14 protein-coding genes are annotated in these 13,208 nt (G+C 54.0%); 11 read left to right on the top strand and 3 right to left on the bottom strand.

Going from position 1 to position 13,208, the window contains the following annotated elements; all coding sequences use genetic code 11:
* Positions 1-30: 30 nt before the first annotated feature.
* Positions 31-282, bottom strand: coding sequence for a YciN family protein (locus tag FY206_RS13665; protein ID WP_003856804.1), 252 nt, complete (start codon positions 280-282; stop codon positions 31-33).
* A gap of 399 nt (positions 283-681) precedes the next feature.
* Between FY206_RS13665 and topA the strand changes: the two genes are divergently transcribed.
* From topA to acnA, 6 genes are all read left to right on the top strand, one after another.
* Positions 682-3,279 carry a type I DNA topoisomerase gene (gene topA, locus FY206_RS13660; RefSeq protein ID WP_032640977.1) on the top strand — a complete coding sequence of 866 codons (2,598 nt, stop codon included), beginning with the start codon at positions 682-684 and terminating at the stop codon, positions 3,277-3,279.
* A gap of 187 nt (positions 3,280-3,466) precedes the next feature.
* The gene (gene cysB, locus FY206_RS13655; RefSeq protein WP_008502814.1) at positions 3,467-4,441 is read left to right on the top strand and encodes an HTH-type transcriptional regulator CysB; all 975 of its coding nucleotides are present in this window, start codon (positions 3,467-3,469) and stop codon (positions 4,439-4,441) included.
* 338 nt (positions 4,442-4,779) lie between these two features.
* The gene (locus FY206_RS13650; protein ID WP_213327741.1) at positions 4,780-4,920 is read left to right on the top strand and encodes a YmiA family putative membrane protein; all 141 of its coding nucleotides are present in this window, start codon (positions 4,780-4,782) and stop codon (positions 4,918-4,920) included.
* 2 nt (positions 4,921-4,922) lie between these two features.
* Positions 4,923-5,093: a hypothetical protein gene (locus FY206_RS25310; RefSeq protein ID WP_032640975.1), complete on the top strand. Its 171-nt coding sequence runs from the start codon at positions 4,923-4,925 to the stop codon at positions 5,091-5,093.
* Between the two features lie 136 nt (positions 5,094-5,229).
* Positions 5,230-5,328, top strand: a complete 99-nt coding sequence (gene ymiC, locus FY206_RS25570) for a small membrane protein YmiC (protein ID WP_032623144.1) — start codon at positions 5,230-5,232, stop codon at positions 5,326-5,328.
* Between the two features lie 161 nt (positions 5,329-5,489).
* Positions 5,490-8,165, top strand: coding sequence for an aconitate hydratase AcnA (acnA, locus tag FY206_RS13645; protein WP_032640970.1), 2,676 nt, complete (start codon positions 5,490-5,492; stop codon positions 8,163-8,165).
* Between the two features lie 36 nt (positions 8,166-8,201).
* Here acnA and ribA read toward each other — a convergent pair whose 3' ends face one another.
* Positions 8,202-8,792 carry a GTP cyclohydrolase II gene (ribA, locus tag FY206_RS13640; protein ID WP_008501210.1) on the bottom strand — a complete coding sequence of 197 codons (591 nt, stop codon included), beginning with the start codon at positions 8,790-8,792 and terminating at the stop codon, positions 8,202-8,204.
* 197 nt (positions 8,793-8,989) lie between these two features.
* Between ribA and pgpB the strand changes: the two genes are divergently transcribed.
* From pgpB to yciH, 5 genes are all read left to right on the top strand, one after another.
* Complete coding sequence (gene pgpB, locus FY206_RS13635; protein ID WP_032642613.1) at positions 8,990-9,757, top strand: phosphatidylglycerophosphatase B; 768 nt, start codon at positions 8,990-8,992, stop codon at positions 9,755-9,757.
* Between the two features lie 148 nt (positions 9,758-9,905).
* A complete protein-coding gene (locus FY206_RS13630; RefSeq protein ID WP_032640968.1) occupies positions 9,906-10,214 on the top strand; it encodes a LapA family protein in 309 nt (102 codons plus the stop codon).
* A gap of 6 nt (positions 10,215-10,220) precedes the next feature.
* On the top strand, positions 10,221-11,390 hold the full coding sequence (gene lapB / locus FY206_RS13625; protein WP_032640965.1) for a lipopolysaccharide assembly protein LapB: 1,170 nt from the start codon (positions 10,221-10,223) through the stop codon (positions 11,388-11,390).
* A gap of 184 nt (positions 11,391-11,574) precedes the next feature.
* Positions 11,575-12,312, top strand: a complete 738-nt coding sequence (gene pyrF, locus FY206_RS13620; protein ID WP_032642611.1) for an orotidine-5'-phosphate decarboxylase — start codon at positions 11,575-11,577, stop codon at positions 12,310-12,312.
* The gene (gene yciH / locus FY206_RS13615; RefSeq protein WP_032640963.1) at positions 12,312-12,638 is read left to right on the top strand and encodes a stress response translation initiation inhibitor YciH; all 327 of its coding nucleotides are present in this window, start codon (positions 12,312-12,314) and stop codon (positions 12,636-12,638) included. Before pyrF ends, yciH begins: the two co-directional genes overlap by 1 nt.
* 105 nt (positions 12,639-12,743) lie before the next feature.
* Here the strand turns inward: yciH and osmB are convergent, their stop codons facing one another.
* The gene (osmB, locus tag FY206_RS13610) at positions 12,744-12,962 is read right to left on the bottom strand and encodes an osmotically-inducible lipoprotein OsmB (protein WP_008501216.1); all 219 of its coding nucleotides are present in this window, start codon (positions 12,960-12,962) and stop codon (positions 12,744-12,746) included.
* Between the last annotated feature and the right edge of the window lie 246 nt (positions 12,963-13,208).

Below are 13,208 nucleotides of genomic sequence, written 5' to 3'. Positions count from 1 at the left end.
AAACGCGAGGCACACGCCTCGCGTTTTGCATTAATCGACCAGGTGATACTTCTCGGAAAGCGTATGCGCCAGGTATTTAAACATGTTAAACACGGCGGTGCTTTTCGGGGTCGGTAACCCCTGTTCGTCAAGGAAGTATTCGCCGCTGAAAACCAGCACGCCATTACGCTGCTCTACGCCGGTGGCTTCGATGCCCGCCAGCGTATCTTCATGGTCACGGATAAGCTTGTTTGCTTCGATAAGCAGAGAGGCTCGGTCAATAGGTTGGGTCGTATTCTGCATAATCCACTCCTTAAACAGTGGCAATAGTCTACGCCGAGGGCGCTTTGGGGGCAAATTTTCCCTGTAATGTGAGGGGATAAGGTGCAGGGGCCTGGCTGGCGGGATTTGCTTTTGCATGCTAATAAAGTTGCGTAACGGATTTTATCAGGTAGAGTGTGCGCTTTCGTCATTCTGGCAACAGAATTGCTTGACATTCAACCGGGAATTCGTCACGAATTACACGAGATGTGAGAAAAATACCCGAAAACTCAATCACCTGGGCGTCGTTTCTTTAACGCCCGGTAAGACAAAGGGGTTGATATCTCCTGACGCAGTCGCAATATCATTGGCTCGTCGTCAGCGGAAGGGAAATCAACGTGCGGCGTATTCCTGGAAGAATTAAATTAGGTAAAGGTGAATATGGGTAAAGCTCTCGTCATCGTTGAGTCCCCGGCAAAAGCCAAAACGATCAATAAGTATCTGGGTAATGACTACGTGGTTAAGTCCAGCGTCGGTCATATCCGCGATTTGCCGACCAGTGGCTCAGCCAGCAAAAAGAGCGCAGACTCTACCTCCACCAAAGGGGCTAAAAAGCCTAAAAAGGATGAACGTAGCGCGCTTGTCAACCGCATGGGTGTGAACCCATGGCATAACTGGGATGCACAATATGAAGTGCTGCCCGGGAAAGAAAAAGTCGTTAACGAGCTGAAGCAGCTTGCTGAAAAAGCAGACCACATCTATCTCGCAACCGACCTTGACCGCGAAGGGGAAGCCATTGCCTGGCACCTGCGGGAAGTGATCGGCGGTGATGACAAACGCTACAGCCGTGTAGTGTTTAACGAAATTACGAAGAATGCGATTCGTCAGGCGTTTGAGAAGCCGGGCGAACTGAATATTGACCGTGTCAACGCCCAGCAGGCGCGTCGCTTTATGGACCGCGTTGTGGGCTATATGGTTTCTCCGCTGCTGTGGAAGAAGATTGCCCGTGGCCTTTCCGCCGGTCGTGTGCAATCCGTCGCCGTGCGTCTGGTGGTTGAGCGCGAGCGCGACATTAAAGCCTTCGTGCCGGAAGAGTTCTGGGAAGTTGACGCCAATGTGACCACGCCGGGCGGTGACGCTCTGCCGCTGCAGGTAAGTCATCAGAACGATAAGCCTTTCCGTCCAGAAAACCGTGACCAGACCATGGCCGCCGTAGCGCTGCTGGAAAAAGCGCGCTATCAGGTGCTGGAACGTGAAGACAAACCGACCAGCAGCAAGCCTGGTGCGCCGTTTATCACATCCACCCTGCAACAGGCGGCAAGTACCCGTCTGGGTTACGGCGTGAAGAAAACCATGATGATGGCCCAGCGCCTGTATGAAGCGGGCTACATCACCTACATGCGTACCGACTCAACCAACCTGAGCCAGGACGCTGTCAGCATGGTGCGCGGCTATATCAGCGACAACTTCGGTAAGAAATACCTGCCGGAAAGCGCAAACCAGTTCGCCAGCAAAGAGAATTCTCAGGAAGCACACGAAGCGATTCGTCCTTCTGATGTCTCTGTGTTAGCGGAATCGCTGAAAGACATGGAAGCCGACGCGCAGAAGCTGTATCAGCTGATCTGGCGTCAGTTTGTGGCGTGCCAGATGACCCCGGCGCAGTACGACTCCACCACGCTGACCGTTGGCGCGGGCGATTTCCGTCTCAAGGCGCGCGGTCGTATCCTGCGTTTCGACGGCTGGACGAAAGTGATGCCTGCGCTGCGCAAAGGCGATGAAGACAGAACGCTGCCTGCGGTGAACAAAGGTGACGAACTGTCTCTGGTTGAGCTGATCCCGGCTCAGCACTTTACGAAACCGCCTGCACGCTTTAGTGAAGCGTCCCTCGTCAAAGAGCTGGAGAAACGCGGTATTGGCCGTCCGTCGACCTACGCGTCCATCATCTCGACGATTCAGGATCGCGGCTACGTACGCGTTGAAAACCGGCGTTTCTATGCGGAAAAAATGGGTGAGATCGTTACCGACCGCCTGGAAGCCAACTTCCGCGAGCTGATGAACTACGATTTCACCGCGCAAATGGAAGACAGCCTGGACCAGGTTGCCAGCCATCAGGCGGAGTGGAAAAAGGTCCTCGACAGCTTCTTCAGCGACTTTACCGACCAGCTTGAAAAAGCGGAGAAAGATCCCGAAGAAGGCGGGATGCTGCCTAACCAGATGGTTCTGACCAGCATCGACTGCCCAACCTGCGGCCGCAAGATGGGGATCCGTACCGCAACCACGGGCGTGTTCCTTGGCTGCTCCGGCTACGCGCTGTCGCCAAAAGAGCGCTGCAAAACCACCATCAACCTGGTGCCGGAGAACGAAGTTCTCAACGTGCTGGAAGGTGACGATGCGGAAACCAACGCTCTGCGCGCCAAGCGCCGCTGCAAAAAATGCGGCACGGCAATGGACAGCTACCTGATCGATCCAAAACGCAAGCTGCACGTCTGCGGTAATAACCCAACGTGTGACGGGTATGAGATCGAAGAGGGCGAGTTCCGCATTAAAGGCTATGACGGCCCGATTGTGGAGTGCGAGAAGTGTGGTTCTGAAATGCACCTGAAAATGGGGCGTTTCGGCAAGTACATGGCCTGCACCAACGACGAGTGTAAAAACACGCGTAAAATTCTGCGTAACGGTGAAGTGGCTCCGCCGAAGGAAGATCCGGTTCCGCTGCCAGAACTGCCGTGCGAGAAATCCGACGCGTACTTCGTGCTGCGTGACGGCGCCGCGGGTGTCTTCCTGGCCGCCAACACCTTCCCGAAATCGCGTGAAACACGCGCGCCGCTGGTAGAAGAACTGTATCGCTTCCGCGATCGCTTGCCTGAGAAACTGCGTTATCTGGCCGATGCGCCACAGCAGGATCCGGAAGGCAATAAAACCGTGGTGCGGTTTAGCCGTAAAACGAAGCAGCAGTATGTTGCGGCCGAGAAAGAGGGTAAAGCGACCGGCTGGTCCGCCTTCTTTGTCGATGGCAAATGGGTTGAAGGCAAGAAATAATCTTTTCTTACCGTAACTTACCTGTAAAAGGGCCGGATCTCCGGCCCTTTTTTATTGCCCTGTTATTATTTTTTGTTCCGTACTATACAGTCGGGCTATAAATGATATAGTGGTTATAGTTAACCCATTTCTTATTATCAAATCGTCTTAAGCGATTGACCGCGTGCGCTAAATCGGATGGTCTGGCATGAAATTACAGCAGCTTCGTTATATCGTTGAGGTGGTGAATCATAACCTTAACGTCTCTTCTACCGCCGAGGGCTTATATACCTCGCAACCGGGCATCAGCAAGCAGGTTCGTATGCTGGAGGATGAGTTAGGCATCCAGATATTTGCCCGCAGCGGGAAGCATCTCACCCAGGTCACGCCTGCGGGGCAGGAAATTATCCGCATTGCGCGGGAAGTCCTCTCCAAAGTCGATGCAATCAAGTCTGTGGCGGGGGAGCACACCTGGCCGGATAAAGGCTCCCTGTATATTGCCACGACGCATACCCAGGCGCGCTATGCGCTGCCCGGCGTGATCAAAGGGTTCATCGAGCGGTATCCTCGCGTCTCTTTGCACATGCACCAGGGGTCGCCAACGCAAATCGCTGAAGCGGTGTCGAAGGGGAATGCAGACTTTGCCATCGCCACCGAAGCGCTTCATCTGTATGACGATCTGGTTATGCTTCCGTGCTACCACTGGAACCGCTCTATCGTGGTGACCCCCGATCACCCGCTGGCGGGCAAAGGGTCGGTCACTATCGAAGAGCTGGCGCAATATCCGTTGGTCACATATACGTTTGGCTTTACCGGACGTTCCGAGCTTGATACCGCCTTTAACCGTGCCGGATTAACTCCTCGCATTGTCTTTACCGCGACGGATGCCGACGTCATTAAGACCTACGTACGGCTTGGCTTGGGCGTGGGCGTCATTGCCAGCATGGCGGTGGACCCGGTGTCAGATCCTGACCTGGTGCGTCTTGATGCGCATGATGTGTTCAGCCACAGCACCACCAAGATTGGATTCCGTCGGAGCACTTTCCTGCGTAGCTATATGTATGATTTTATTCAGCGCTTTGCCCCGCACTTAACGCGCGATGTGGTTGATACCGCCGTGGCATTACGCTCGAATGAAGATATTGAAGAGATGTTTAAAGATATCAAACTCCCCGAAAAATAATCACACCCGGTATCTTTCCCTAAGGGAAAGATACCGAAATAACGCCTCAAAGCTAAATTAGAATTATCATCATCTACACCATCCCTGACATATAATGTCATTATCCATTTAATCCGTAAGGTTATAATGTCGTGAATTGGCGACAAAAGTAGAAACTAATTAACGCCTTCGCAAATTTTTCTTTTCAATTATTTATTTCTGGTCAAAAGAATGAATATTTCATACCTCCCGGTGCGTAAATTCACTGGCTTTTCGGCTAAAGTTTCTTTAGGATTTATCTCAACAGATGATTAATTGTACCAATTGTTTGGTCCTAAATGATAAGCGATGTCGATTGTATGAGGTTAGCAATGCCTTCAGGAAGTGAAGAACCGCAAAGGGATCCTGCGCTCAAGCGTAAAGCCTGGCTGGCGGTCTTTCTCGTCTCTACCCTGTTTTGGGTGGTGGTTGCTCTCCTGGCCTGGAAATATTGGGGTTAAATATGGCAGTGACGGTACGTACAGATTCGGTAAAACAGATGTGTCAGCATCGTGACAACGGCCACAGAGGGCGTAAAGCGCCTGCGACTGTTGTACCTGCGTCCTGGAAACTGACGCCGCAGCAGCAAGCGTTTATTGATGTGTTCGCGGAAGACGAACCCAAAAAACAATAATTTAGTTTATTGCGTAATGATGCAAATAGTCTGAATACCGACTCTGCACTTTTGTACTCTTTAATAAATACACATCAGCAATATAGCACTGAGGACTTACCTCGGAACTTTTTAAATAATGCCTGGTGTCCCTATGATGAATAACATGACGTCTCACAAATACTGGTCATGGATCGGCGTTTTTACCGTGTCGATTCTCTTCTGGAGCCAGCTCATCTGGCTGGCGCTCCACTAAAATGTAAAACCTCGCTACGGCGGGGTTTTTTGTTTTCCCATTCTGGACCAATCCTAAATTTATCAATTTGGGTTGTTATCAAAACGTTACGACATCTATGTGTTATCTTTAATTACGGCCCTGATGATTGTCGGGGCATCTCTGTGATTAAGGAGGAGCTTATGTCGTTAACCCTACGCGAAGCCAGTAAGGACACATTACAGGCAGAAAATAAAACCTGGCACTACTATAGCCTGCCGCTGGCTGCCAAAACGCTTGGGGACATTTCGCGTTTACCCAAGTCATTGAAAGTCTTACTGGAAAACCTATTGCGCTGGCAAGACGGTGATTCCGTCACGCTCGATGATATTAAGGCGCTGGCAGGGTGGCTTGAGCATGCCCATGCCGACAGAGAAATCGCCTACCGCCCGGCAAGGGTGCTGATGCAGGACTTCACCGGCGTCCCGGCCGTGGTTGATTTGGCCGCGATGCGCGAGGCCGTTAAGCGCCTCGGCGGGGATACGGCAAAAGTAAACCCGCTTTCCCCAGTTGACCTCGTGATTGACCACTCCGTAACCGTTGACCACTTTGGCGATGACGATGCCTTTGGTGAAAACGTGCGTCTTGAGATGGAACGTAACCACGAGCGCTACGTCTTTCTGAAGTGGGGGCAGCAGGCGTTCAGCCGGTTTAGCGTGGTCCCGCCGGGAACCGGTATTTGCCACCAGGTTAACCTTGAATATCTCGGTAAAGCCGTCTGGAGCGAACTGCAGGATAAAGAGTGGGTTGCCTATCCGGACACGCTGGTGGGGACGGATTCGCATACCACCATGATCAACGGTCTGGGCGTGCTGGGGTGGGGCGTCGGCGGTATCGAAGCGGAAGCGGCCATGCTCGGCCAGCCGGTATCCATGCTAATCCCTGACGTGGTGGGCTTCAAGCTCACCGGCAAGCTGTCTGAAGGCATTACCGCCACCGATCTGGTGCTGACCGTTACCCAGATGCTGCGCAAGCATGGCGTGGTGGGCAAGTTTGTTGAATTCTACGGTGACGGTCTGGATTCGCTGCCGCTGGCCGACCGCGCCACCATTGCCAATATGGCGCCGGAATACGGTGCGACCTGCGGCTTTTTCCCCATTGACGATGTGACGCTGGAGTACATGCGCCTCAGCGGGCGCAGCGAAGAGCAGGTCGCGCTGGTGGAAGCGTATACCAAAGCGCAGGGCATGTGGCGTAATTCTGGCGATGAACCGGTCTTCACCAGCACGCTTGAACTCGATATGGGCAGCGTTGAAGCGAGCCTCGCCGGGCCGAAGCGTCCGCAGGATCGGGTTGCGCTGAGCGACGTGCCAAAAGCCTTTGCCGCCAGCAATGCGCTGGAGGTCAACGTGGCGCAGAAAGACCATCGTCCCGTCGACTATGTCCTGAACGGGCAGCAATATCAGCTTCCGGATGGCGCGGTTGTGATTGCCGCCATTACCTCCTGCACCAACACCTCAAACCCCAGCGTATTAATGGCGGCCGGTCTGCTGGCGAAAAAGGCGGTAGAGCTTGGGCTAAAACCTCAGCCTTGGGTCAAGGCTTCGCTGGCGCCGGGCTCCAAAGTGGTATCGGATTACCTGGCCCAGGCCAAACTAACGCCGTACCTTGACGAGCTGGGCTTTAACCTCGTGGGCTACGGCTGTACGACCTGTATCGGTAACTCCGGTCCGCTGCCTGAGCCCATTGAAACGGCGATTAAGCAGGGGGATTTGACGGTAGGCGCGGTTCTCTCCGGCAACCGTAACTTTGAAGGGCGCATTCACCCGCTGGTGAAAACCAACTGGCTTGCCTCGCCGCCGCTGGTGGTCGCTTACGCCCTGGCTGGGAACATGAATATCAACCTGGTGACCGATCCGATTGGTCACGACCGTAAGAATGACCCTGTCTACCTGAAGGATATTTGGCCCTCTTCGCGTGAAATCGCGCTGGCGGTTGAAAAGGTCTCAACCGAGATGTTCCGCAAAGAGTATGCGGAAGTCTTTGAAGGCACGCCGGAATGGAAAACCATCAACGTGGTGGGCTCCGATACCTATGACTGGCAGGATGACTCGACCTATATTCGTCTGTCGCCGTTCTTTGATGAGATGCTGGCCGAGCCGGCTCCGCTTAAGGACATCCACGGCGCGCGCATACTGGCGATGCTGGGGGATTCCGTCACCACTGACCACATCTCTCCGGCGGGGAGTATCAAAGCCGATAGCCCGGCAGGGCGCTATCTGCAAAACCGGGGCGTCGAACGCCGTGATTTTAACTCCTACGGCTCGCGTCGCGGCAACCATGAAGTCATGATGCGCGGCACGTTCGCCAACATCCGCATTCGTAACGAAATGGTGCCGGGCGTAGAGGGGGGCATGACGCGCCATCTGCCGGGGACGGAGGTCGTGTCGATTTATGATGCGGCGGTTAAATACCAACAGGAAGGCACGCCGCTGGCGGTGATCGCCGGGAAAGAGTACGGTTCCGGCTCCAGCCGCGACTGGGCGGCGAAAGGTCCGCGTCTGCTAGGCGTGCGCGTGGTCATCGCCGAATCGTTCGAACGTATTCACCGCTCGAATCTGATCGGTATGGGGATCCTGCCGCTTGAGTTCCCGCAGGGCGTAACGCGTAAAACGCTGGGGCTGACCGGGGAAGAGCAGATTGAGATTAACGGTCTGCAAAACCTGCAGCCGGGTAAAACGGTGCCGGTGAAATTAACGCGGGCAGACGGGAAAACCGAGGTGCTGGACTGCCGCTGCCGTATTGATACGGCAACCGAATTGACCTACTACCAGAACGACGGCATTTTACATTATGTGATTCGTAAGATGCTCGATTGATAAAAAAGCCCGGCGTTTATGCCGGGCTTTTTACTTTCACTCTTTCAGCAGATGGCCCATCTTGGCAGCTTTAGTATCAAGATAGTGGGCGTTTTTCGGGTTGCGGCCAACAATCAGCGGTACGCGCTCGACGATGTTGATCCCCGCTTCGGTAAGGATCTCCACTTTTTTCGGGTTGTTCGTCAGCAGACGAACCTCGTCCACGCCCAGCAGCTTGAACATGTCCGCGCACAGGGTAAAGTCGCGTTCATCGGCGGCAAAGCCGAGCTGGTGGTTTGCCTCAACCGTATCGTAGCCCTGATCCTGCAGCGCGTAGGCGCGAATTTTATTCAGCAAACCAATGTTACGGCCTTCCTGGCGGTGATAAAGCAGCACGCCGCGACCTTCTTCTGCGATATGAGACAGGGCGGCTTCAAGCTGGAAACCACAATCACAGCGCAGGCTGAACAGCGCATCGCCGGTAAGACACTCTGAATGGACGCGGGACAGAACCGGCGTCTGCCCTGAAATGTCGCCATACACCAGCGCGACATGATCCTGTCCGGTTGCCAGTTCTTCAAAACCCACCATCAGGAAATCGCCCCATGGGGTTGGCAGTTTGGCTTCTGCCACACGTTTAAGCTGCATGTGATTCTCCAGACCGGGCTGACACGTTTCGTGCCTTTGCCCTGTTTTGCTTTCTGTATCAACTCATTTTGCCACAAGCTCAGCAGATTCGCCTAATGGGCACCATGCTATATGAACGTTAAACGCACGATCCGACATCTCCACCCGGCAGCGGAATTTCAGTTATGATTGTGACGCTTAGCAAAAAAGGAGAAGACATGCTTTCAATCGCCAGACGTACGGCAGCAGGTGCGGCCATTTTACTGATTATGCCCCTGGCCGTATGGCTTTCAGGCTGGATGTGGCAGCCCGGGCAAAACGCCATGTGGCTGAAAACGTTATACTGGATAACAGAAACGGTCACCCAGCCCTGGGGAATTATTACCCATGTACTCCTCTGCGCCTGGTTTCTGTGGTGCCTGCGCTTTCGTCTGCGCGCGGCGCTGATGCTCTTTGCGATCCTCGGCGGCGCTATTCTCGTCGGTCAGGGCGTGAAGTCCTGGGTGAAAGATCGCGTTCAGGAGCCGCGTCCTTTTGTCGTCTGGCTGGAAAAAACGCATCATGTTCCCGTGGATGAGTTCTACACTTTAAAGCGTAAAGATCGCGGTGCGCTGGTGAAAGAACAGCTTGCGGAACAGCAGGATATCCCGACATTCTTGCGTAAACACTGGCAGAAAGAGACGGGTTTCGCGTTTCCTTCCGGTCACACCATGTTTGCGGCCAGCTGGGCGCTGCTGGGCGTCGGGCTGCTTTGGCCAAGGCGTCGAACGGTAACGCTCGTGATTTTACTGGCTTGGGCGACGGGCGTTATGGGTAGCCGCTTGCTGCTGGGGATGCACTGGCCGCGAGACCTGGTCGTCGCCACGCTGATCTCATGGCTGCTGGTGACGCTGGCGACCTGGCTTGCTGAACGATTCTGTGGACCGCTAACGCCACCGCCAGAAGAGAAAGAAGAAATAGCCGAAAGGGACCAAACGGGCGCCTGACGGTTGATATTCCGTATTTTGCCCATAAATCCATGACGGGCGCGTCACTTTTTCCGTTTCGCGCCCGTCGCTAAAATGGTAGCTTATAAGGCTGATTGCGGTAAGTTGAACACACTTTATTCGCTTGAACCACATAACGGGAAGTCATGTGAAATATTTACTCATTTTCTTACTGGTATTGGCGATTTTTGTCATTTCAGTCACGTTGGGTGCACAAAACGATCAGCAGGTGACGTTTAACTATCTGCTGGCTCAGGGTGAGTATCGCGTCTCGAGCCTGTTAGCGGTCTTATTTGCTGCCGGCTTTGCCATTGGCTGGCTGGTTTGTGGCCTGTTCTGGCTAAAAGTCCGTGTTTCTCTTGCGCGCGCTGAACGTAAAATTAAGCGGCTCGAAAATAACATTGCCCCTGGGTCTGACATTCCGGAAAGCTCTGGCGTGCCGGTCGTGAAGGAATAATCGACTATGCTGGAGTTGTTGTTTCTGCTTTTGCCTGTAGCCGCAGCCTATGGCTGGTATATGGGCCGCAGAAGTGCGCAACAAACAAAACAGGACGAGGCCAATCGGCTCTCCCGCGACTACGTTGCGGGGGTGAACTTCCTTCTGAGCAATCAGCAGGACAAAGCGGTGGACCTCTTCCTCGATATGCTGAAAGAGGATACGGGCACGGTTGAAGCGCATCTCACCCTGGGTAACCTGTTCCGCTCGCGCGGTGAGGTCGATCGCGCCATTCGTATTCACCAGACCCTGATGGAAAGCGCTTCGCTGACCTACGATCAACGTCTCCTTGCCGTACAACAGCTGGGGCGCGATTACATGGCCGCGGGGCTTTACGATCGCGCTGAAGATATGTTCGCGCAGCTGGTGGATGAAACGGATTTCCGCATCGGCGCATTGCAGCAGCTCCTGCAGATTTACCAGGCCACCAGCGACTGGCAAAAAGCCATTGATACGGCTGAGCGTCTGGTGAAGCTTGGCAAAGACAAGCAGCGCGTAGAGATAGCCCATTTCTACTGCGAGCTTGCGCTTCAGCAGATGGGCAACGACGACATGGATAAAGCCATGGCGCTGCTGAAGAAAGGTGCCGCCGCGGACCGCAACAGCGCGCGCATCTCCATCATGATGGGGCGCGTTTTTATGGCGAATGGCGACTACGCCAAGGCCGTTGAAAGCCTGCTGCGGGTTATTGACCAGGACAAAGAGCTGGTCAGTGAAACGCTGGAAATGCTGCAAACCTGCTATCAACAGCTGGACAAGCGGGAAGAGTGGGTGGCTTTCCTGCGTCGCTGCGTGGAAGAAAATACCGGCGCCACCGCCGAACTGATGCTCTCAGACGTTGTTGAGCAGTATGAGGGAAGCGACACCGCGCAGGTGTATATTACGCGCCAGCTGCAGCGTCATCCGACCATGCGGGTCTTCCATAAGCTGATGGATTACCACCTGAACGACGCGGAAGAAGGGCGCGCGAAAGAGAGCCTGATGGTGCTGCGCGACATGGTCGGCGAGCAGGTGCGCAGCAAGCCGCGCTATCGTTGCCAGAAGTGCGGTTTCACCGCGTATACGCTCTACTGGCACTGTCCTTCCTGCCGCGCCTGGTCCACCATCAAGCCAATTCGTGGCCTGGACGGGCAGTAATTTTTTAAAACCCCTCATTTTAGTTACAACATACTGATGGCTTTCAGCACTCCCGACCACGGTGCGGTTTGCTCGCCTGGCAGGTGGATAAATGGATCCTGTCAATTTGCGGCGTCGGCAGGTAGAATGCTGGCCGTTTATCTGTTCCGCGCCGCTGCGCGCCCATAGACGAAAAGGGCTGGTCATGACGTCTGTTACATCCTCCACTTCCCGCGTTATTACGGATTCTCCTGTTGTTGTTGCGCTCGATTACAATAAGCGTGACGCTGCTCTGGCGTTTGTCGACGGCATCGACCCTCGCGACTGCCGTCTGAAAGTTGGCAAAGAGATGTTCACGCTGTTTGGACCGCAAATCGTTCGCGATCTGCAGCAGCGCGGCTTTGACGTTTTCCTCGACCTGAAATTCCATGATATCCCGAACACCACGGCGCACGCCGTTGCTGCAGCCGCAGAGCTGGGCGTATGGATGGTCAACGTTCACGCATCGGGTGGGGCAAGAATGATGACGGCCGCCCGTGAGGCGCTCCTGCCGTTTGGTAAAGATGCCCCTTTGCTGATTGCGGTTACCGTGCTGACCAGCATGGATGAAAACGATTTACGCGACCTCGGCGTGACGTTGTCACCTGCCGAACATGCCGAACGTCTTGCGCGTCTGACGCAGAACTGCGGGCTGGATGGCGTCGTCTGCTCCGCACAGGAAGCGGTACGTTTCAAATCAGCGCTGGGCCAGGAATTTAAACTTGTCACGCCGGGGATCCGTCCTGCGGGCAGCGACGTGGGCGATCAGCGCCGTATTATGACCCCTGAGCAGGCGCTAGACGCTGGCGTTGACTATATGGTCATCGGGCGTCCGGTGACGCAGTCTGCCAATCCGGCAGAGACGTTAAAGGCTATCAACGCATCGCTGAGAAAGGGGGCGTAATGACCGATTCCAACAGTCGTCTGGTCTACTCAACCGAGAGCGGGCGTATCGACGAACAAAAGGCGAAAGTGGAACGTCCAAAGGGGGACGGCATCGTTCGGATCCAGCGCCAGACCAGCGGACGAAAGGGGAAAGGAGTTTGCCTGATCTCCGGGATTGACCTGGATGATGCTGAACTGACGAAGCTGGCGGCCGAGTTGAAAAAGAAATGTGGCTGCGGCGGCGCCGTGAAGGACGGCATTATTGAAATCCAGGGAGATAAACGTGATTTAATAAAGTCCCTGCTGGAAGCCAAAGGTATGAAGGTCAAACTGGCTGGCGGCTAAAATAAATGAGCCACGGCAAATGCCGTGGCTCGTGTTATATACGTGCGTATGTCAGACCTGAAATGCGTTCAAATATCGCAATATCGGGGAAGGCTTAGATAATAATTATTTGCCAACCTGGTGACCGATAATACCACCGACAGCAGCGCCACCTAATGTACCCAGCGTACTACCATCCGTTAATACTGCACCACCCAGAGCACCGGCACCGGCACCAATAGCGGTGTTACGGTCACGTTTAGACCAGTTAGAGCATGCGCTCAGGGACATTGCTACAGTGATTGCCAGAACAGCGGCGGCTAATTTTTTGCTGGTTAAGGTCATAATACTTTCTCCTGAATTATCGATTCACGGAAAGATGTACACGTTAAGTATAGACGAACCGAATACTTAATTCTGTATTCCGTGAAAGCTGGTCGCGCAGGCGTTACGTAATCACGCAGGTGATAGTCACTTCCTGTTATATCGCTAACATTAATTTTACGACTTTAAGGCCGGTTAAACAGGTAAAAACTCTTAAAGAAGTACCAGGAATCATCTCAGAGAAAGAAGGGCGTGTGCGCCCGAAAT

Origin of the sequence: Enterobacter chengduensis (assembly GCF_001984825.2) — a bacterium.
GTDB lineage: Bacteria > Pseudomonadota > Gammaproteobacteria > Enterobacterales > Enterobacteriaceae > Enterobacter > Enterobacter chengduensis.
This window is presented reverse-complemented; position numbering and strand designations above follow the sequence as displayed.